17 protein-coding genes and 1 pseudogene are annotated in these 20,328 nt (G+C 65.7%); 10 read left to right on the forward strand and 8 right to left on the reverse strand.

Features of this window, described 5'->3' with window-relative positions:
- Window positions 1-294: 294 nt before the first annotated feature.
- From ACOHX0_RS13365 to ACOHX0_RS13395, 7 genes are all read right to left on the reverse strand, one after another.
- Complete coding sequence (locus tag ACOHX0_RS13365) at window positions 295-801, reverse strand: DUF2165 domain-containing protein (RefSeq protein ID WP_420677363.1); 507 nt, start codon at window positions 799-801, stop codon at window positions 295-297.
- A gap of 64 nt (window positions 802-865) precedes the next feature.
- The gene (locus ACOHX0_RS13370) at window positions 866-2,530 is read right to left on the reverse strand and encodes an ABC transporter substrate-binding protein (RefSeq protein WP_420677365.1); all 1,665 of its coding nucleotides are present in this window, start codon (window positions 2,528-2,530) and stop codon (window positions 866-868) included.
- Window positions 2,531-2,622: 92 nt separating this feature from the next.
- On the reverse strand, window positions 2,623-3,507 hold the full coding sequence (locus tag ACOHX0_RS13375; protein WP_420677366.1) for a TauD/TfdA dioxygenase family protein: 885 nt from the start codon (window positions 3,505-3,507) through the stop codon (window positions 2,623-2,625).
- A gap of 11 nt (window positions 3,508-3,518) precedes the next feature.
- On the reverse strand, window positions 3,519-4,928 hold the full coding sequence (locus ACOHX0_RS13380) for an FAD-binding oxidoreductase (RefSeq protein WP_420677367.1): 1,410 nt from the start codon (window positions 4,926-4,928) through the stop codon (window positions 3,519-3,521).
- Window positions 4,925-6,166: an amidohydrolase family protein gene (locus tag ACOHX0_RS13385; RefSeq protein WP_420677368.1), complete on the reverse strand. Its 1,242-nt coding sequence runs from the start codon at window positions 6,164-6,166 to the stop codon at window positions 4,925-4,927. The genes ACOHX0_RS13380 and ACOHX0_RS13385 overlap by 4 nt, the downstream gene beginning before the upstream one ends.
- The gene (locus ACOHX0_RS13390; protein WP_420677369.1) at window positions 6,163-6,954 is read right to left on the reverse strand and encodes a creatininase family protein; all 792 of its coding nucleotides are present in this window, start codon (window positions 6,952-6,954) and stop codon (window positions 6,163-6,165) included. The genes ACOHX0_RS13385 and ACOHX0_RS13390 overlap by 4 nt, the downstream gene beginning before the upstream one ends.
- On the reverse strand, window positions 6,951-7,646 hold the full coding sequence (locus tag ACOHX0_RS13395) for a glutamine amidotransferase-related protein (RefSeq protein ID WP_420677371.1): 696 nt from the start codon (window positions 7,644-7,646) through the stop codon (window positions 6,951-6,953). The genes ACOHX0_RS13390 and ACOHX0_RS13395 overlap by 4 nt, the downstream gene beginning before the upstream one ends.
- Window positions 7,647-7,774: 128 nt before the next feature.
- Here ACOHX0_RS13395 and ACOHX0_RS13400 point away from each other — a divergent pair, with 128 nt between their 5' ends.
- Window positions 7,775-8,161 (forward strand): RidA family protein, encoded by a 387-nt coding sequence (locus ACOHX0_RS13400; RefSeq protein WP_420677372.1) that lies wholly within the window; start codon window positions 7,775-7,777, stop codon window positions 8,159-8,161.
- An 80-nt stretch (window positions 8,162-8,241) separates the two neighbouring features.
- Here ACOHX0_RS13400 and ACOHX0_RS13405 read toward each other — a convergent pair whose 3' ends face one another.
- Complete coding sequence (locus ACOHX0_RS13405; RefSeq protein WP_420677374.1) at window positions 8,242-9,939, reverse strand: sigma 54-interacting transcriptional regulator; 1,698 nt, start codon at window positions 9,937-9,939, stop codon at window positions 8,242-8,244.
- A 204-nt stretch (window positions 9,940-10,143) separates the two neighbouring features.
- Here ACOHX0_RS13405 and ACOHX0_RS13410 point away from each other — a divergent pair, with 204 nt between their 5' ends.
- From ACOHX0_RS13410 to ACOHX0_RS13450, 9 genes and pseudogenes are all read left to right on the forward strand, one after another.
- Window positions 10,144-11,802, forward strand: a complete 1,659-nt coding sequence (locus ACOHX0_RS13410) for an FAD-dependent oxidoreductase (protein ID WP_420677375.1) — start codon at window positions 10,144-10,146, stop codon at window positions 11,800-11,802.
- A 13-nt stretch (window positions 11,803-11,815) separates the two neighbouring features.
- On the forward strand, window positions 11,816-13,120 hold the full coding sequence (locus ACOHX0_RS13415; RefSeq protein ID WP_420677377.1) for an ABC transporter substrate-binding protein: 1,305 nt from the start codon (window positions 11,816-11,818) through the stop codon (window positions 13,118-13,120).
- A 77-nt stretch (window positions 13,121-13,197) separates the two neighbouring features.
- Complete coding sequence (locus ACOHX0_RS13420) at window positions 13,198-14,094, forward strand: branched-chain amino acid ABC transporter permease (RefSeq protein ID WP_420677379.1); 897 nt, start codon at window positions 13,198-13,200, stop codon at window positions 14,092-14,094.
- A gap of 170 nt (window positions 14,095-14,264) precedes the next feature.
- Window positions 14,265-15,052, forward strand: a pseudogene (locus ACOHX0_RS13425) (branched-chain amino acid ABC transporter permease).
- The gene (locus tag ACOHX0_RS13430; RefSeq protein ID WP_420677380.1) at window positions 15,045-15,851 is read left to right on the forward strand and encodes an ABC transporter ATP-binding protein; all 807 of its coding nucleotides are present in this window, start codon (window positions 15,045-15,047) and stop codon (window positions 15,849-15,851) included. The pseudogene ACOHX0_RS13425 and the gene ACOHX0_RS13430 overlap by 8 nt, the downstream one beginning before the upstream one ends.
- Window positions 15,844-16,488: an ABC transporter ATP-binding protein gene (locus ACOHX0_RS13435; protein WP_420677383.1), complete on the forward strand. Its 645-nt coding sequence runs from the start codon at window positions 15,844-15,846 to the stop codon at window positions 16,486-16,488. The genes ACOHX0_RS13430 and ACOHX0_RS13435 overlap by 8 nt, the downstream gene beginning before the upstream one ends.
- A gap of 38 nt (window positions 16,489-16,526) precedes the next feature.
- A complete protein-coding gene (locus ACOHX0_RS13440; RefSeq protein ID WP_420677385.1) occupies window positions 16,527-17,516 on the forward strand; it encodes an enoyl-CoA hydratase/isomerase family protein in 990 nt (329 codons plus the stop codon).
- Between the two features lie 191 nt (window positions 17,517-17,707).
- The gene (locus ACOHX0_RS13445; RefSeq protein WP_420677386.1) at window positions 17,708-18,166 is read left to right on the forward strand and encodes a (2Fe-2S)-binding protein; all 459 of its coding nucleotides are present in this window, start codon (window positions 17,708-17,710) and stop codon (window positions 18,164-18,166) included.
- Between the two features lie 3 nt (window positions 18,167-18,169).
- On the forward strand, window positions 18,170-20,314 hold the full coding sequence (locus tag ACOHX0_RS13450; RefSeq protein WP_420677387.1) for a xanthine dehydrogenase family protein molybdopterin-binding subunit: 2,145 nt from the start codon (window positions 18,170-18,172) through the stop codon (window positions 20,312-20,314).
- The last annotated feature ends 14 nt before the right edge of the window (window positions 20,315-20,328 follow it).

Genomic DNA, 20,328 nt, shown 5'->3' on the forward strand with positions numbered 1-20,328 from the left:
TCGGCGTTGTTCTCAAAGCTGCGGCGTCATAACCGGTCAGGAGTAAAATCTGCGATAACGTCTATCTGCCTTGCTCCGACTCTGATTTGCAGAGTTTGGTGGATAGCAAATGGCGCGGGCATGCCAAAGCATATCCGGCCTTAACCTTCCGGCCTGCGTTGTCACCGCAGAAATCTTACGGCCGCGTTCCACAACACTGGCAACCCTTAGGGCCGACAGAAGTTGCAGGAGATTTGATAGGTGTAGCCGACCCCGCCCGGCGGGAACAGCCGCTCTTCACTTCAACCGCTTGCTTCAGAGAACAACAACGGCACCACCGACCAGCAGCACAGCGTTGAGCATGCCCCACAGCGTCATCTGGAAATGGGTGTTTTGCCCGCCTTCGTGACCGAACCAGTAGCAGAACCAGTTACCGGCAATCAGGAACCCGCACCAGGTCGCGGTGAACATCAAGGTTCCGGCCAGCCCCAGAGCAATGGCCGTGTCCTGCGCCAGCCTGCCGACAGCGGACAGGGCGAGCGCGCCTGTTCCGGCCCAGAGCGCCGCAGTGGCCGCGATTTCCCAAACGACAATGCACCGGAACAGGCCCCGGCGCAGCCTGCTGCTGGTGACCCGGCGATAGGCGACAAAGCGGTAGGCTTCCGGGTATTCCTCCCGCATGCGGGTCATATCCATGACCTCGGCGGTGTAGGTTTCATTCAGGAAGGGATGCAAAAGGTTCTCCAGCGCGCCGGTTGTCAGCCAGGCAGCCATGAAGGCAACGCTGACGGCCTGTGCGGCCAGTACGGTGGTTTCCAGCAATGCTCTGTTCCCTGCTGCGGCCTGCCCGCCGGATCCGGCCGGCGGGCAAATGGGTTATCAATGGTCAGGCTTCCCAGTACATGTACTGCGGATACAGCTCGTTGGAGATGTGGATCTCAGCCCCCTTCAGGTTGCTCTTGGAGTGGTTGTAGAGCGCCCGCCAATAGGGCTGGATGATGACGCCTTCATCCACCATGATCTGTTCAAGCTTGGCCATGATCCGGCTGCGTGCCGCCGGGTCGGCGGTGGCCAGTGCCTGTTCGACCAGCGCGTCGAACCCGGCATTTGCAAAGCCGGACTCGTTCCAGGCCTGGCCGCTTCGGTAGGCCAGGGCCAGAGTCTGGATGCCCAGCGGCCGGTGGTTCCAGTTGGTGACCGAGAACGGGTATTTCGCCCAATCGTTCCAGAATGTCCCGGTTGGATAAACCTTTCGCCTAACCTTGATGCCTGCATCGCGCAGCTGCGCGGCGACAGCATCGCCCGTTGCCTTCCAGAACGCGGAATCGAGCGAGATCAGTTCGTGCTCAAAATCCGCCATGCCAGCTTCTTCCAGCAGCTTCATGGCTCCTTCCGGGTCACGCACCGGCGCGCCGATGTCGGCATAGTCCGGATGCACAGGCGAGACGTGGTGGTTCTCCGCCGCGCGGCCCTGGCCGCCATAGGCGATTTCCAGCACCACCTCGTTGTCCACAGCCTTCGCCAGCGCCCGGCGCACGCGCGCATCGGCATAGACCGCCTTGCCGTCCACCTCGGCGGTCTGATTGCAGCGAGCCAGAACCGTGGCCGCGGTGGTGACCTCGTGTTTGGTCCAGCCATCCAGCGAGTCGTAGGACGCCAGATAGTCGCCTTCGGTGTCGAAGTTGACGTCGTATTCATCGGCGTCGGCGCCGGCGAAGAATGCCGCCGGGTCGGCGCCAAAGTCGATGAACTCGATCCGGTCCATGTAAGCGCCGTTGCCGACGTTCCACCAAGTGTGATCCGGGTTGCGCACCAGCGCGGCGCTGTCGCCGACGCTGTAGAATTCCGGCAGATATGGGCCGGTGCCGATCGGGTTGTCCAGCATCGTGGCCTCGTCAAATGAAGGATGCACGATGGCGGCAGGGTAATCGGCAAAACTCGCGATCAGCGAGATATCCGGCTTAGGAAGTTTCAGCCGCAATAAGTTGCTGCCGGTCACCTCGACTACACCCGGTCTCAGCTGTTTCGTGTCCGGATCGGTAATCACCTGCAGCTTGCCAGCCATGGCATTGCCTTCGACGGTGCCGTCGCAGAAGCGCTCGATATTGGCCGCGACATCCTCGGCGGTGAAGGGATCGCCGTTGTTCCAGGTCACACCTTCGCGCACATGCAGCACGTATTCGGTGGCGTCCTCGCTGATCTCCCAGCTTTCCAGCAGGACCGGGGTGAATGTGCCGTCCGAATTGTAACGGACCAGGTATTCCAACCAGCCGCGGGTAAAGGTTGCAAGGGAGTTGAAGTCGAACTTGCGCGGATCCCGTATCGTTACAAGTTGCTGCTGGATGCGGACGGTGCCGCCCATTTGCGCGTTAACCGCAGCCTGCGCGGGCGCGGCAAGGCCCATCATCGCATAGGCGGTTGCGGCGGTTGCACCAAAGGAGCACGCCGTTGCCAGGAATTCCCTGCGGCTGACAGGGTCAGCTCCGAGGCTGCGGGCCTGCTGTGCAAGTGAATCCGGCAGCGGATTTCCTGTGCTGGTGAAATAGGTCATTGTTTCCCTCTCTGATGTGCCGTGAGGCTGGCCGATAGCGCTCTGCGGCGCGGTTTTGCGGTGGCCGGGAGCGCGCCCAGCCACCGCGAGGCTTAGGCAGGCATGCGAATGCTGCCGATCCCGTCATCCTCTGTTACGGACGCGCAGATGCTGGACAGGGTGCGGGGTTGTTCATAAGGCCAGGGCGTGCCGCGGTGCAGCACAGCCCGCTGGTCCCAGATCAGCACATCGCCTACAGCCCACTGATGCGAATAAGTGAACTCCGGCTGGGTGCAGTACGCCATCAGCTCATCCAGAAGCGCCTGGCTTTCGGTCTCGTCATAGCCGTCGACCTTGAAGGAATGGCTGGCGATATAGAGCGCTTCGCGCCCGTTCACCGGGTTGGGCCAGACCGCGTTCCAATGCTGGTCCGGCCATTTGTTGAACATCGGCAGCTCCGCCAGCTCGGGCGAGATCTTGCGCCGGGAATGGCTGTAGCGGTGCCAGATGCCGCGGCCGCGGATCTTTGCTTTCAACGCCTCCGGCATCGCCGCCCAGGCGGCCCGGGTGCTGGCCAGTTCCGTTGCGCCGCCCTCGGTGGTGACAACGCGGCCGATCAGAATGTTGGTAAGAGCGGGCGTGGGCAGGAAAGTGCTGTCCGAATGCCACAGGAAGTTGGACTTGAGGTTCAGCGTGTGCAGATCCATCTCGCCCGACGTGGAGCCGTCTTTCTGCACGTTGGACACCTCAGGCACCTCGAATTTCTCGCCCGGCTTGCGCTCGTCCGCCTTGCGGTCCTCGATCGGGCCGAACAGCTGCGCCAGCGCCATGTGTTCAGCGTTGCTGATGTCCTGCGCCCGGAACAGCAGCGCGGAATGTTCTTCGAACAGCGCCCGCAGCTCAGCGAAGTTCTGTCCCGCGCTGACATCGGAAAGGGCCATCCCGCTCACTTCGACTCCGAAATGCGGCGTCAGCGGTTTTGTCTGAATGGTGGTCATATCGGGTCTCCTCAGCCCTTTGCCTTTGCTTCGATTTCTTCAGCGGAGAGATGCTTCACACCCTCCCAGGCCCGTGACTTGCCAGGGTTCAGCAGCCCCTTGGGGTCCATGCGTTTTTTCCACGCGAGGTGCCGGTAGTCGGCGTTCTTCAGCCCGCCGCCCTCGACGAAAAAGGTATGCGCGTCGGAAACGCTGTGTCCGTGCTGCTCGTAGATGCTGTTGATCTCGCGCAGGCGCGCCTCGTTTGAGAACCAGATGATCGGCAGGTCAAAGGCGACGATGCTGCCGTCCAGCCGGGCAAACTCATGGTGCTGCCAGACGTCATCGTCCAAGGCTGCGCCCACGGCGGCAACCGCATCCGCATTCGACGCATCCGGCACCCCGGTCTGCTGATAGGTGGCAGAGCGGTCCGCCTTCAGCACCTGCAGGGTCGTATGGTTATAAGCGAACTCAAAGACATGCGGCAGCTTGGCCGCCTGCCGCTCCGCATCGTTCATTGCCAGATCCAGATGGCCGCCCTGCGCCGCAATCAGCGCGCGGAAAGCCACCATGTCCTCCACCGGAACCAGCGAGACCAGCAGGTGCGTGCCCTCCCGCAGATGCCCCTTGAGGCGCGGGAAATAGTCAACGATCCGCGCCTCGACCGTGCTGGCCAGCTTGCAGCCGATGTCCGGCGCAGCCGCCAGCGCATAGCCTGCGGCATAGCAGTCGCGGTAGCTGTCGAAGGTGGCCATGCAGCCGATCCAGTTGCGGTGCGGCACCGTGCGCAGGGTAACCTCGGTAATCACCCCGTTCAGCCCCCAGGCGTGGTGGATCTGCAGCGCCGCTTCGGCGTCAAAAGCATGCTCCTGCGGCTCTGCTTCCAGCGACAGCGCCTTGAGCTGGATAATATTGCCCTTTTCCCGCAGGGCGCCGTTGGCGATCGACCCGATCCCGGCCGATCCGCCGGCCACGAAGCCGCCGATAGTGGCAATGTCCTGGGTCGAAGGGAACATCGCCATTTCCCAGCCCTGCTCAATCAGAGCAGCGTTCACATCGGCCATCAGCGCCCCGGCTTCGGCCCGCACATAGCCCTCGCCGATCTCGAGGATGCGGTTCATCTTCGTGGTCTCGATGATCAGCCCGCCCTTCAGCGGCACCGCCTGACCGTAATTGCCGGTGCCGCCGCCGCGCAGGGTGACCGGAACATCCGCCTCAAAGGCGCGCTGCAGGCAGTGGCGCATTTCATCCGGGGTCTTGGGCACCGCAACCAGATCGCCAAAGCACTTCTTCAGCTGTGCATTCAGAACCGGGCTGTACCAGAAAAAGTCGCGCGAGCGTTTCTTCACAAGCACCGGCTCGTCAATCACCTCCACCGGCGACAGGCTGTCGGCAAATGCGGCCCAATCGGTGCGTGGGTGTTCCAGCGGCATCTCTGTCATTGTTGTTCTCCTTGCAAGGCCTCGGCCAGAGGTTGCGGGGCAGCACGGCTGCCCAGAATGTCCGTGACCGAGAGAGCGTCGAACAGCTGCAGATCCCCGATTGCAGCCCCGTCGACGGTTACGGGCGCAAGGCCAAGCGCCTTGCGGGCGCCGGTGGTGATCATCGGAAGATGGCTGCCGAAAGGCGGGTCCAGATGCGCGGCCAGTGCCGCCAGCGAGAGGGTCGCCAGCGGATCGTGGCTGCCCAACGGGCAAAATGCGTCACGCACGTTGTCGGTGCCCAGCACAACATTGACCCCGGCGGCCTGCAATTCATGGATTCGGGTCAACCCGCGGCGGTCCGGGGTGCCTGCGCCGCGCCCTTGCAGGTACAGGTTGGTGGCGGGCAGTGCTGCCACCGAAATCCCCGCACGGGCCAGCTTCTCCGCGATACGCTGCACGTCTTCATCGGTGTGATTCATCAGGCTGCAGGCATGACCGCACAGAACCGGGCCTTGGAAACCGGTTTTCAGCGCCGCATCGGCGATCATCTCCAATCCGTCGAGACCGGGCGCAAGGCCCTCGTCGACGTGAAAATCCAGCGCAAGCCCGGCTTCCTCCGCGGCGCGGAAGGTGTTGAGAATTCCGGCCTGCCGCTCAGGCTGGCCCAGCACAAAGGCGCCCAGAACGCCGCCGCTTTGAGCCACTCGGCGGGCGGAGGCACGGGCATAGCTGATGTCGGCCATCATGTCGGCGCCGGTCAGCGCCGCCCGTTGCAGGATCACCCCTGCCGGGGCCTCTTCCTTCAGTTCCCGCAGGATGTCCCAGGCTAATGGTGCAGCCGCCGGGTCCGGGCTGATACCCCAATCGACGTGCGTGCGAACAGTGGCACAGCCTGCCGACAGCAGCTCCTGCAGTCCGCGACCCGCCCGCCGGTGGATGTCTTCGGCTGTCCATATCCTGCGGTCCTGCGCCTGTGCGGCGGTTGCATCACCCAGCCCGCCGCCGATCCCCTGCATCCGGTCAATGGTGTGGCATTTGTCGAGATGCACATGCGGCTCGGTGAATTTGGGCAGCACCAACCGCTCTGGAGGAACCGTGGCCGGTTCAAGTCCAGCCGCCCGTCCGTCCCGCAGCACAAGGTCCCCCGCCAGGCAATCGCCGTACAACTGCCCGCCGAACCGGTCTGCCGCAGCGATCAGTGCAGCCGGGATAAGCACACCGGGCAGGCGCGCCTCTGCAGGAAGGGTATCCCTCATGAGCCGTTCCTGTGATCAAAGCGGGCAAACTCCGCAAGAAACAGCGCGAAGTTGCGTCCGGCAGAGGCCAGCATCGCCTCCCCCTTTGCCGCGGTGGCCGCGGAGGCATCGCCGCACACCCCCTCGGGGTTCAGATCGCCGGCAATCCAGCCCGGCGCAGCCGGCTGGCCGGTTAGTCCGATAAAACGGAAATTCGCGGCCCAGTCCGCCATTGCGGTGCGGAAATTCTTTGCCTTGCCCATGTCCACTAGATCGGGCCGGGCGGCCAGCATCGCCGAAGTCTCACTGTCGCCCGCGTGCAGGTCCACCGCATAAGCGCCGGGTTCGAAAAGGCCCTCCGATTCAGCAAAGCCCGACCATGAGCAAACGGCCACGATCAGATCGTGGCTGATGCGCAATTCACGCGCTGCCACCTGCAGCAGCGCGGTATTGCCGCCATGCCCGTTGAACAGCACCAGCCTGGAAACCCCTGCACGTGCCACCGAGGCACCGATATCCCGCAGCACTGACAGCAGCGTCTCCGGCGACAGGCTCAATGACCCGGCAAAGCGGTCGTGCTCGTTGCTTTTGGTGATGGTCAGCGCGGGCAGCACCAGAACCGACTGCTCAGGGCTGAGGTCCGCAAGCATCAGCCTAACCACCGCCTGCGTCAGGTCCGTATCGACCGACAGCGGCAGATGCGGCCCGTGCTGCTCGGTCGCGCCCAGCGGCAGCACCGCCACGCAATCTTCCGGCAAGGCGTGGAAATCCGGCGCCTTCAGCTCTGCCCAATGTCCCTGAACGCTCATGCCGCCTGCCCCAGGAAAGTGTCGAGGAATCCGTTGAACCAACGCGCTTGCGCCGCATCATGGGCCTCCATCAGCCGGTTTTGCGTCTGCACGTCCTGAACCCCGGGCCGCCCGTAAACATGCGCCTTGCTGTCCTGCCAGCGGCGGAAGCCGGCCGGTGTCACTTCGGCGTGAAACTGGAAGCCAAAGACGTTTTCTCCATAGCGGAAGGCCTGGTTCGGGTACTGCGCATTGCCAGCCAGGCGGACGGCGCCCTCTGGCAGGTTAAATGTGTGGTAGTGTGCCTGCGTAACAACCAGCGGTGCGTCGAGGAACCCGGCAGCCTCTTCCGAGGGCTCAATCGGATAATAACCGAACTCGAAGAATTCCCGCTCCGGCGCCCCCGCCCAGGCGCCAAGATGATAGGCGAGCTGCTGGCATCCCTGGCAAATGCCGAGCAGCGGAATGCCTTCCTCCAGGCACTGCGCGATCCAGCGGTCTTCCTCCAGCAGGAACGGGTATTCTTCCCTCTCAAAGACGTCAAACAGTCCGCCGTAGATCACCGATGCAGCGACCTCGCCCACGTCATCGAGGCGGTCGCCCGCAAAAGGTTTCCGGGTCACGGCCTCAAAGCCGTTCGCCGCCAGCCAGATGACCACACGGTCATCGGCAGGCTCATCGCCATGGCGCACCAATAGGACACGCGGTGCCATATTCCCCTCCTTCAGAGAATTGGTTTCTGCGTGGCCCTGATGGTGATCTGTGCCAGAGAGTGCCTTTAGGCTTGCAAACTCTCCTGCGTCTTGCAAGCTTTTTGAGGCACCTGAGAAAAGGAAATGAAATGAGAGCCTTAAACCCAGGCACCATTCGGCCGCCCTTCGCCGCCTATGCGCATGGAACGGAGATTCCGGCTGGTAAACGGGTCGTCGTAACCTCCGGTCAGCTGGGCATGAAGCCGGATGATTCGATCCCCGAAGGCAGCTATGAACAGGCCCTCATCTGCTTCGAAAACATCCGGGAAATCCTGCGGGAAGGGAATATGGAGCCTGCTGACATCACCCATATCTCGGCCTATGTCACCAGCCGCGAGCACATGGCCGGGTATATGCGCGCGAGGGACGAATTCCTGGCCGGAACCGGGCGGGTCCCAAGCTCGACCCTGCTGATCGTTTCCGGTTTCACACGGGAAGAGTTCAAGGTCGAGGTAGAGGTGATGGCAGCGAAGTAGCCAGGCTTGCCCGCGGCCATGGCGCTTGCCGCGGAATGAAGCCCGCTCCGCTGGACGGCCACGCCCGGCGCCAGACAGGGTCATCCTGCCGATTTTGTCCCTGTGGCCCCTGAGGCCTTCCTCCAGGCAAGCTTCCGCTTGATCGTGGACACGCTGATCCCGGTGGCATCGGCGGCCTTGCGGATGCTGCCCGCGCGGGCGACCTGGTCCTGCAGCAGCTCCGCCTCGTAGGCGCGGATCCTTTCGCGCACCTCACCGGGCGGAACCGGGCCGCTATCTTGCGCTTGCGGGGCGGGCGCGTGCGCGGAGCCGGCAAGGACCGCCTCCACCGTCGCGGCGGTGATGCGCGCCTCCGGCTCGGTGACCACCAGCCGCTCGGCCAGGGCGCGCAGCTCGCGCACGTTGCCCGGCCAGGTCCAGCGTGCCAGCCGGCTGACCGCGGCGCGGTCGAAGTATTTTTCGGCCCCGTGCCGCTGGTTGAAGATATCGAGGAAATGCTGCGCCAGCCCGGCAATGTCCGCGACACGGTCCTGCAGCGGCGGAATCTCGATCCCGGCGACCGCCAGGCGGTAGTAGAGATCCTCGCGGAACCGGCCCGCGCGCACCATCGCGCTCAGATCGCCGCGGCTGGTGGCGATCAGCCGGACGCCGCGCCCGCCGCGGGCCGGCTGCGCCGTGTCGCCGCGCAGCCAGGCGGACAGCCTTTCCTGCACCCCGGGCGGCATCATGTCGGCGCGTTCCAGGATCAGCGTGCCGCCCGCGGCCCGCGCCAGAAGCCCGTCGTCGCGGCCGCCTGCGGAGTCCTTGTGGCCGAACAGCTCCGCCATCACCGCCGCCTCCGGCAGCCCGCCGAAGCCGAAGCGCAGCAGCCGCTTGCGGCTGCGCTTGCTGTAGCGGAACACCAGGTCCGCGAGCTTGCGCTTGCCCACGCCCGACGGCCCGCTGATCAGCACCGCCGCATCGGTGCGCGCCACCCGCATCGCGCGGCGCACGGTGTCCTGCATGTCCTCGCTGGCCCAGAACAGCTCGCCGTCCTGCGCCGCGGTTTCCCGGATCTCGCGCAGCTCGCTTTCGTAGTTGCGGATCTCCTGCTCGGCGGCGGTCAGCTTGCCCTGCATCTCGATCAGCTCGGTGGTGTCGCGCGAGTTGATGATGACCCGGCGCACCGAGCCGTCCGACGCCATCAGCGGGATACCGGTGGCCAGCACCTTGCGCCCGGATTTCGTCGTCTGCAGCGCGGTCTGGCGTTTCTTGGTGGAGATGATCTTCCAGGTGATCAGCGGATCAAGATAGCCCTCACGCTCCAGCATGCTGGCGTCGCGCCCGAGGAAGTTGCGCGCGCTCAGGCCATAGCAGCGCTCGAACCCGGCGTTCATCCATAGGGTGCGACCGGCGCCGTCGGCCACGTAGATGCCGTCAAAGCAGTTCTCGAAGATCTCCGCGAAGTCGTCGAAATTAGCCTGCAGCGCCTGCAGCCCCGCGTCGGTGGCGGAGACGAACCAGCTTGGCAGGAAGCAGTGTTCCACCGCGGTGCCCCGCCGGGCGCTGGCGACGCAGAAGACCGAGGCGTTGACGGTGATCCAGACCGGCGCCTGTTCGGTGCCGTCGCGGCGGCGCAGGTCCTCCAGCTCGGGGTAGCGCGCGGCGAGCCCGGACAGCGTGGTGAGCCCGCCGTCGAACAGGCTGCGCAGCATCCGGTTGGCATAGGTGATCCGCTCGCCCTCGAGCCTGAGCACACCGAAGGACAGCGTGTCCAGAATCTCCGATTCGGCCTGCATGGAAGATCCTCCCGCGGATAAGCTTGGTTTCAAAATTGATACCATATGAGTCCAAATTTGACACCGATATTCCGGGAGAGCAGTTTCGAGACCCTGTAAGTCACCGATATAAAATCGAAAATTTTCTCCATGCCGACCCGGGTTCAGCCGCGGCCCCGCCGCCGCGCGGCCGTAGCCTTGAGGGGGAGACATCAGGAGGAACAAGTGACCCATATCATCGAAACCGACGTTCTCGTCATCGGAGAAGGCAGTGCGGGCCAGGTCGCGGCCCTGGCGGCAAGCGAGGCGGGCGCCGATGTTGTCCTGCTGTTCAACGGGCAGGCCTCGTCGACCGCGATTTCCACCGGTTTCCTGACCTACGCGGCGCATGACGGCTTCCCACAGGACGACGTTTTTGCCGCCATGTCGGAGGTCACCGGCAAGGGGCTCTGTGACACCGACCTGCTGCGGCGGCTGGTGGACGAGGCGCCCGCGGAGATGGGCGCGATCATCGAAAAATACGGCATCCCTGTCGACCGGGCCCCGCGCGGCGTGCGGGTGCGGCGCTCCACCGGCATGCGCGGCAAGGACATCCTGGACGAGACCTATGGCGCGGACGGGGCCGAGGACATGACCGGGCTGATGATGGAGTTCTCCTCCACCCATGGCACCGCGCTGTTCTCGCAGCTGCGCAAGGCGGTCAAGTCCAGCAACGTGCGCCGGATCAAGGGCAGCGCCCTGTCGCTGCACCGCGAGGGCCCCAGCGTCTGGGCCGATGTGGACAGCTCACCAGTGAAAATCGCCGCCCGGGCAGTGATCCTGGCGACCGGCGGGATGCAGGGCGTCTATGAGTTCACCGACACCCCGCAGAACCTCTTGGGCGACGGCCAGTCGATGGCGCTGGAAGCGGGTGCCGAGCTGGTCGACATGGAGTTCATCCAGTTCTACCCGCTGGCGGTGAACGAGGAAGGCGCGCCCGCGATCTTCCTCTACCCGGACTATCCCTCCTCCGCCAAGCTGGTGAACTCCGTGGGCGAGGACCTGATCCTGAAGCACATGGGGCCGGGCCAGTCGGCACTGGCGGCGCTGCACAACTGGGATTTCCTGAGCTTCATCATCCAGTCGGAGATCATTGAAGGACGCGAAGTGTTCATCGACTTCCGCGAAACCCAAGATGCCGAGTGGGCGCCGGATTCGCTGACCGCGACTTTCCTGTCCAAACACGTGCCGGACTTCCGCGAACGCCCGGTGCGGATCTCGCCCTCCTCGCATTACACCATCGGCGGGGTGCGGGTGGACACCGACGGGCAGACGGCGATCCCCGGCGTCTATGCCGTGGGCGAGGTGGCCGGGGGCCTGCACGGCGCCAACCGCCACGGCGGCACCGCGCTGGTTGAGGCAATGACCTTCGGCGCTATCGCCGGCCGCCACGCTGCCGCCAGCCTGCAGCCGCGCTCCAACATGGCGCGCGCAGCCGGCACCCCGCCCGCCGCGCAGCGCGCAGGCTCCGGCCGCTCCCCCGCCGGCCTGCTCGCCCAGGTGCGGCAGCTCACCCAGAAGGGCCTCGGCCCGGCCCGCTCCGACGCGCTGCTGGCGGAAACCCTGGCGCAGATCCGCAGGCTGCAGGGTGAGATCGCAGAATTGGGCTGGGACGGGCTGGACGGCTTCGCCGAGGTCCAGCGCCTGGCCCGGGTCGCCCGCCTGGCCGAAGCCATGTGCCTGGCGATGCGGCGGCGGCAGGAATCCCGCGGCACCCACATGCGCAGCGATTTCCCGGAGGAGGCCGGGGACTGGCAGCGCAAGCAGGCGGTGCGGCTCGCGAACGGGCGTCTCGAATTTCAGGATATCGCGCTGGGGGAGCAACCCTTGGCCGCAGCACTCTAAGGGAGGAAAATCCATGCAACCCAACCTGTTGAAACTGGCCTGCGTGTGCGGCCTCGCGGCCAGCACCGCGCTCAACGCGCTGCCCGCCGCCGCCAAGGAGGAGTTCAAGGTCGGCATCGTCACCTTTCTGTCCGGCCCCGCCGCCGGGCCGTTCGGGGTTCCGGGCCACCAGGGCGCCGAACTGGTCATCGAGGCCATCAACGCAGGTGCGCTGCCTGCCCCCTATGATACCCCCGGTTTTGCCGGGGCGCGGCTTGCCCCGGTTTTCGTCGACGAGGCCGGCGGCAATACCAAGCAGGTCGCTGAATACCGCAACCTCGTCCAGAAACAGGGCGTGGACGCTGTGATCGGCTATATCTCGTCGGGCTCCTGCCTGTCGGTGGCGCCGGTTGCCGAAGAGCTGAAGACGCTGACCATCATCCCGGTCTGCGGCTCGCCGCGCCTGTTCGAGGAAGGCGGCAAGGACTACGTCTTCCGCACCACCGGCCACGCGGTCGGCGATGGCGTTGCTGCCGCGCTCTATGTTCGCGACAAGTTCGGCGATGCGCCTGCCTATACCGGCATCAACCAGAATTACGCCTGGGGCCAGGACAGCTACAAGTTCTTTGACCTGGCGATGGAGACCATCAACCCGGACACCAAGGCCTCCGACAACCCGCAGTTCCCGAAACTGTTCGCGGGCCAGTTCGGCACCGAGATTTCCACCCTGTCGCTCGACAAGGCGCCGCTGGTGCATTCCAGCTTCTGGGACGGCGACATGGAGGCTTTTGTTCTGCAGGCCAACGTGCGCGGCTTCTTCCGGCAGAAAACCTTCATCTCGACGCTCGGCGCCTCGGCGGTGGACCGTCTGGGCAAGGGCTTCCCCGAAGGCGTGGTGATGGGCACCCGCGGCGAATACGGCCTGCTGGTGCGCGACATGGACACGCCGCTGAACCGCTGGTTCGTCGACCGCTACAAGGAAAAATACGGCGAATACCCGCTGGGGCCGTCCTATCAGTACGCCCAGTCGATCCTGGCGCTGAAGATCGCGATGGACAAGGCCGCGGAGGCAGTCGGCGGTTTCCCGGGGCAAGCGCAGGTCATCGACGCCTTGACAGGACTTGAATGGGACAGCTTCGGCGGCCGCATTTCGATGACGCTCGGTGGCGGCCACCAAGCAGTGCATCCGGTGGGCTATGGCATCACCGGCTGGAACAAGGACAGCGGCGAACCGGTTGCCACCGACGTCGTGTTCTACCCCGCTAATTGCATCATGCCGCCCGAAGGCCAGACAGGCATCGAATGGCTTGAGGCCGGTATGCCCGGCGCCAGCTGCTGACCCCGGTTCTCCCCGGTGGCGGGCGGGGCGCTCCTGCCCTGCCCGCTGCTGGAGAGAGAGGGAGGAGGAAAATACACATGCAACTGCTGTTTACCATACTGCTGGACGGGCTGGTCTATGCCTCGTACCTGTTCATCGTCGCGGCGGGTCTCACCATCATCTTCGGGGTGATGAAGATCCTGAACGTGGCCCATGGCGGCTTCTACGCCTGGGGCGCTTACACTGCCGCCTATTTCATCGGCGCCGCCTCCGAGATGGGACTGCCCGATTGGTTCGCCTTCGTGATCATCGCCGGATCGGCGCTGGCGGTCGGCATCGTGCTGGGCCTGCTGATCGAGCGGATCGTGCTGCGCCGGCTCTACGATCACGAGGAGATCCTGATCGTGCTCGCCACCTTCGGGGTGTTCCTGATCCTCGAGGACCTGATCCTGCTGATCTTCGGCGTGAACCCCTATTTCGCCTATCAGCCGATGGTGGCCCTGGGCAGTGTCGAGATGGGCGGCATCTTCCGCGACGTCTATTCGCTGACTCTGTTCGGCGTCGCGCTGTCCGTCGCCGCGGGAAGCTGGTGGATGCTGACCCGCACCCGATGGGGCAAGCTGATCACCGCCGTCATCCATGACCGCGAGATGGCGCTGATCGTCGGCATCAACGTGCGCCGCCTGTTCGTAGTCACCTTCTGCGCCGGCGCCGTGCTGGGCGCGCTCGGCGGCGCCTATATCGCGCCCACCGTGTCTGTGGCGCCCGGTTTTGCCGTCGATGTCATCGTGCTCAGCTTCGCCGTCGTCGTGATCGGCGGCATGGGCTCGATCCCCGGCGCGCTGATCGGCGCGCTGCTGGTCGGCCTGCTGCGCGCGCTGGCGGTCCACAAGCTGCCGGAGCTTGAACTGTTCGTGATCTTCCTGGTGATGTCCGCAGTTCTGATCGTGCGCCCCGAGGGGCTGTTCGCACCCGCCAAGGCGAGGAAAATCTGATGCATCAAGCAATTCTATCCGACAAGACCGTGCGTCTTACGGCCTTTGCCCTTCTGGCGCTGGCTGCGGCCGGGCTGATGCTGCCGGCCTGGGTCGTCAACAACATGATGTTCGGCCTGGCCCGCGGCGCTGCTGTGCTGGGGCTTCTGGTGCTGTGGCGGACCGGGCTGATGTCCTTCGGCCACGGACTCTACTTCGGGCTGGGCGCCTATGCGGTGGCGCTGTCCGAGCAATGGCTAGGCCTCAGCGATTTTGCCCTGCGCATCATCATCGCCATGCTGGCCGCGGTCATTGCGGGCTTTGCCCTGGGCTTCATCCTGCGCCGCTACCGCGACATTTTTTTGCGATGCTGTCGCTGGCGTTTTCGATGGTTCTCTACGGCATCCTGGTCAAGACCGAGGCGCTGGGGTCCACCGATGGCTTCTCGGTGTCGCAGACCACCTTCCTGGGCTGGGCGCCCGAGGGCAAGCAGGTGCTGTTCACCGCCATCATCGCCGTCTGCCTGGCGCTGGCGGTGCTGGTGCAGATGTACCTGCGCTCGACCCTCGGACGGCTGACTACCGCGATCCGCGACAACGAGATCCGGGTGGAATACCTGGGCTATTCGGTGGCCCGCGCGATCCACATCAAATACGTGATCTCGGCCGCCCTGGCCGGCGCCGCGGGCGGGATGATGGCGATGGCGCTGGGACAGGTCGATCCCGACAGCATGGTCTACTGGACCGTCTCGGGCGAGTTGGTCTTCATCACCATCATGGCCGGACCGGGCAGCGTGCTGGCGCCCTTCATCGGCGCCATCATCTTCGAGTTCCTGCGCACCTACGCCTTCGAGATCGCCCCGCACGCCTGGCAGCTGATCGTCGGCGGCACGCTGCTCTTGATCATCTTCTTCCTGCCCGGCGGCATCTGGTCGCTGCTGGAACGCATCCCCCTTATCCGGAGGCTCCGTCATGACTGATGCGCCCATCCTCTCCGTCAAGGACCTGCAGAAATCCTTCGGCGCCGTGACCGCGGCCAAGGACATCAACGTCGACATCCCCGCAGGCCAGGTGGTCGGCGTGATCGGAGCCAACGGTGCGGGCAAGACCACTTTCGTCAACATGGTCACCGGCTACCTGAAACCCTCGGGCGGCACCATCCGGTTCCGGGGCCGCGACATCACCGGCATCGCGCCGCGGCTGGCGGTGCATCAGGGGCTCACCCGCTCGTTCCAGGTCAGCCAGGTGTTCATGACCCTCAGCGTGCGGCAGAACCTCCTGTCGGCACTGGCCCTGGCCCGGCGCAAGGGCGGCGCGCTGCTGCGCCCCATCGCCGGGCCGGAACTGCTGGCGGAATGCAACGCGATCATGGCCCGCTACGGCCTCACGGAGGTGGCGGAACACGAGGCCAGCGCGCTGTCTCAGGGCTCGCGCAAGCTGCTCGACATCGCGATGGCGGTGGTCAGCGGCCCCAGGATGCTGCTTCTGGACGAACCCACCTCCGGCGTCGCGGCGGAAGAAAAGTTCGCCATCATGGACACGGTGATGTCGGCGCTGAAGGCCTCCGGCACCACCGTCCTGTTCATCGAGCACGACATGGAAATCGTCGAGCGCTACGTCGACCGGGTGCTCGCCTTCTTCTCGGGCGAGGTGATCTGCGACGCCCCGCCCGCCCGAGCGCTGATCGACCCCAAGGTGCGGGAGCTGGTGATCGGCGACACCCGCGCCCCAACCGCCCCAACCGCCACAACCGGACAAGCGGAGGCAGCCTATGCTTGAGATCAACAACCTGAACGTCTCCATCGGCCCGGTGCCGATCCTGCGCGGCAGCGCGCTCACCGTGAACACCGGCGAGATGGTGGGCCTGATCGGCCCCAACGGCGCGGGCAAGACCACGATGATGCGCGCGATCATGGGGCTCTTGGCGGCACAGTCCGGTACGATGAACTTTGACCACTGCCAGCTGTCCGCCACCCCGCCGCAGGACCGCGCCCGCATCGGCATCGGCTACATGCCCGAGGACCGCAAGCTGGTGCCGCAGCTGTCGGCCGAGGAAAACATCATGATGCCGGTCTGGGCGGTGGACATCCCCGATTATCAGGACAGGCTGAAATGGATCTATGACCTGATGCCGGAGGTGCGCGAGTTCCGCGGCCGCAGCGCCACCTCGCTGTCCGGCGGCCAGCAGAAACTGGCGGCGCTGGCGCGGGCGCTGATGATGGGCGGGCGGCTGATCCTGCTGGATGAGCCCTCCGAGGGCATCGCCCCGGTGCTGGCCCGGCGGATCTCGGAAATCCTGCGGGACCTGAAATCCGAAGGCATTTCGATCCTGATCGCGGAATCCAACGACCACCACTGCGCCGACCTGCTGGACCGCAGCTACCGCATCGAACGCGGGGCCACGCATCCCGCGTGACCCCTTCCCGCCACAGGCTCAAGCCAAAGGAGACCGGAATGCTGGAACCGGAGATCACCGAAACCAAAGCTGGCGCCGCCGCGCGGATCACCCTGAACCGGCCCAAGGCGCTGAACGCCCTGACCCGCGGCATGGTGCAGCGCATGTCGCGCGTCCTGTCCGAGTGGGAGGCCGATCCGGCGGTGACGCTGATCGTGGTGGATGCCGCCGGCGGCAGGGCCTTCTGCGCCGGCGGCGACGTGGCCCGGCTTTATGCGGAGGGCACGGCGGGCAACTTTGCCTATTGCACCGGATTCTGGGCAGAAAACTATGCATTGAACGCCCAGATTACCGAACTCGGAACCCCTTATGTGGCGCTGATGGACGGCATCGTGATGGGCGGCGGCGCAGGTATTTCGGCCCACGGGCGGCACCGCGTGGTCACCGAACGCACGGTGCTGGCGATGCCCGAGTGCGGCATCGGGCTGGTGCCCGACGTCGGGGCCAGCCACCTGCTGGCACGGGCGCCCGAGGGGCTGGCCCGGCTGGTTGCGCTGACCGGGGTGCGCCTTGGCGCCGCCGATTGCATCGCGCTGGGGCTGGCGGACAGTTTCGTGCCCTCGGACCGGCTGCCCGCCCTGGCCGGCGCGCTGATGGAAGCGGCGGACGCAGGCCCGATTGCGCAATTCAGCACCCCGCCCGGGCCGGGCACCCTGCCCGATCCGGAAGACGCGGCGGCGATGTTTGCGGGGCAATTGCCCGCCGCGATGGCCGCCCGGCTGGAGCGGCGGCCCGACGCCTGGGCGCAGGACGCCGCCGCCGCGCTGCGCCGGGCCTCGCCGCGCTCCCTGCGGCTCACGCTCGATCTGCTGGATGCCGCGCGCCCCTGCCCGAGCCTGCGCCGCTGCCTGGAGCGTGACCTTGACGCGGCGTCATACTGCCTGACCGAAGGCGACTTCCTCGAAGGGGTGCGGGCCGCGGTCATCGACAGGGACCGCAAACCCAACTGGAAGCCAGACACTGGCCAGCAGCCGGATCCCGGCCGCTAGCCGATAACCCCGCCGGGCCGCGCCTGCCGGTTCGCCAGGTTACCAAAAGTATACCGGTTGATAATCGGAACCTGTGGTGAAACGGTAAGCGCGAACCGGCACCCCCGGTCCGCCAGCATCCCCGCGCGGGCGCCGCGGCGCCGGTAACTCTGAAGCAAATCTGCACGACCAGCCACAGGAGGACACTCCCGATGACCGACCTCACCATCAACGGAAAGGACGTCAAGCTTGACGTTCCCGGCGATACGCCGCTGCTCTGGGCGCTGCGCGATGACCTGCGCCTGACCGGCACCAAATTCGGCTGCGGCATCGCCCAGTGCGGCGCCTGCACGGTCATGGTGGACGGCATGCCCGTGCGCTCCTGCGTGACCCCGGTGGAGGCGCTCGAAGGCTCCGACGTGGTCACCATCGAGGCGCTGGAGGGCCCGGAGGCCGAGGCCGTGCGCAAGGCCTGGCTCGACATCGACGTGCCGCAATGCGGCTACTGCCAGTCCGGCCAGATCATTGCCGCCGCCGCGCTGCTGACTGAAATCCCCAACCCGACGGACGAGGACATCGACTACGCGATGGCCGGCAACGCCTGCCGCTGTGCCACCTACGTGCGCATCCGCAAGGCGATCCACAACGCAGCCAAGATGCTGGAGGCCTGATCCATGACCACGTTCTCCCCCACCCGCCGCGGCTTCCTGGCCGGCGGCGCCGCGCTGATCATCGGCGCGCACCTCCCCGTTGGCGGCAAGATGGCGGCCAAGGCGGCCTCCGGCCCGGTCAGCCTGAACGCCTTCGTCCGCATCGCCGAGGACAACACCGTCACGGTGATCGTCAAGCATATCGAGTTCGGCCAGGGCCCGTTCACCGGCTTTGCCACCCTCGTTGCCGAGGAGCTGGACGCCGACTGGCCGCAGATGCGCGCCGAACATGCGCCCGCGGACACCGCCACCTATCAGAACTTCGCCTTCGGCATCCAGGGCACCGGCGCCTCCACCGCGGTGCGCAACGCCTTCACCCAGATGCGCCAGGCCGGCGCCGCAGCGCGCTCGATGCTGGTGCAGGCCGCTGCCCGCGAATGGGGCGTTCCCGAAGGTGAGATCACCGTTGCCAAGGGCGTCGTCAGCCACGCCGCCAGCGGCCAGTCGGCGCAATTCGGCGAACTCGTCGCCGCCGCCCAGGACAGCACCCCGCCCGAAGAGCCCAAGCTCAAGGACCCGGCGGATTTCGTGCTGATCGGCAAGGACGTCCCGCGTCTCGATTCCGCGGACAAGACCACCGGCGCGGCGCAGTTCACCCTCGACGTCTTCCGCGAGGGGATGCTGACCGTTGCCGTTGCCCACTCGCCCTGGATCGGCGGCAAGGTGAAATCCGTCGATACCGCCGCCGCGCTGGCCATTGACGGCGTCGAGAAGGTCGAGACCATCCCCACCGGCGTCGCGGTCTATGCCAGGAACACCTACTGCGCCTTCAAAGGCCGCGATGCGCTGGAGATCGACTGGGATCTGAGCGAGGCCGAAACCCGCTCAGCCGAGGAGCAGATGGAAGAGGTCGCCGCCGCCGCTGCGACGGGTGAAGGCGTGGTTGCCGATACCTACGGCGATCTGGACGCGGCCTTTGCCGATGCGGCCGAGGTGATCGAGGCCGAATACCGCCTGCCCTTCCTCGCCCACGCCCCGCTGGAGGTGATGGACGGCGTGATCGAGAACCGCGGCGATGCGGCCGAGATCTGGATGGGCAGCCAGATGCAGACCGTCGACCAGCAGGTGACCGCCAATATCCTCGGCATCGCGCCCGAGCAGGTGGCGATCAACACGCTGCTGGCCGGCGGCAGCTTCGGCCGCCGCGCCCAGTATGACGGGCAGTTCGCTCAGGAGTTGGCCCAGGTCGCCAAGGCCGGCGGTGAGGGCACCTTCAAACTGGTCTGGAGCCGCAAGGACGACATCCAAGGCGCTTATTACCGCCCGCAGGCCGTCCACCGTCAGCGCGCCGCTCTGAATGAGGATGGCCGCATCGTGGGCTGGCAGAACACCTTTGCCACCGAAAGCATCATGGGCGGCTCCGCCTTCGAAGTGGTGATCCAGAACGGCGTCGACCCGTTCTCGGTCGAGGGCTCAATCCACAAGCCCTACGACTTTGGCGCGTTCGAGGCCCGCTGGGTGCCGACCAACAGCAAGGTGCCGCACCTGTGGTGGCGCTCGGTCGGCCACTCGCACACCGCATTCGCCAACGAGGTGTTCCTGGACGAGGTTCTGCAGGCCAAGGGCAAGGACCCGGTCGAGGGCCGTCTGGAGCTGCTGGGCGGCAAATCCCCGCGCGACCGCAGGGTGCTGGAGCGTGTGGCGGAAATGGCGGGCTGGCAGGGCGTGAACGGCGCGGATGGCAAGGCCTACGGCGTGGCGGTGCATCCCAGCTACGACTCGCATTTCGCCTTCATCGCCGAGGTCTCCGAGGTGGATGGCGAACCACGGGTTCACAAGGTCTGGGTGGCCGCCGACGTCGGCATCGCCATCAACCCCGACGTGGTGAAAGCGCAGATCGAAGGCGGGCTGGGCTTCGGCCTCAGCGCAGCCTTGTTCAACGAGATCACCTTCGACGAAGACGGCCGGGTGGCGCAGGAGAACTTCGACAGCTACCGCCTGCTGCGGATCCACGAAATGCCCGAGGTCGAGATCGACCTCGCCGTCAGCACCGAAAACCCGGGCGGCATCGGCGAGGCGGGCACCCCGCCGATCGCGCCGGCCGTCGCCAATGCCTGGCGCGTGCTGAAGGGCGCGCCCGTGCGCCGTCTGCCGCTGGTGCGCGCGTGAAAGGAGACCGGACA

Origin of the sequence: Cribrihabitans pelagius (genome assembly GCF_048820915.1) — a bacterium.
Taxonomy (GTDB): Bacteria; Pseudomonadota; Alphaproteobacteria; order Rhodobacterales; family Rhodobacteraceae; genus Cribrihabitans_A; species Cribrihabitans_A pelagius.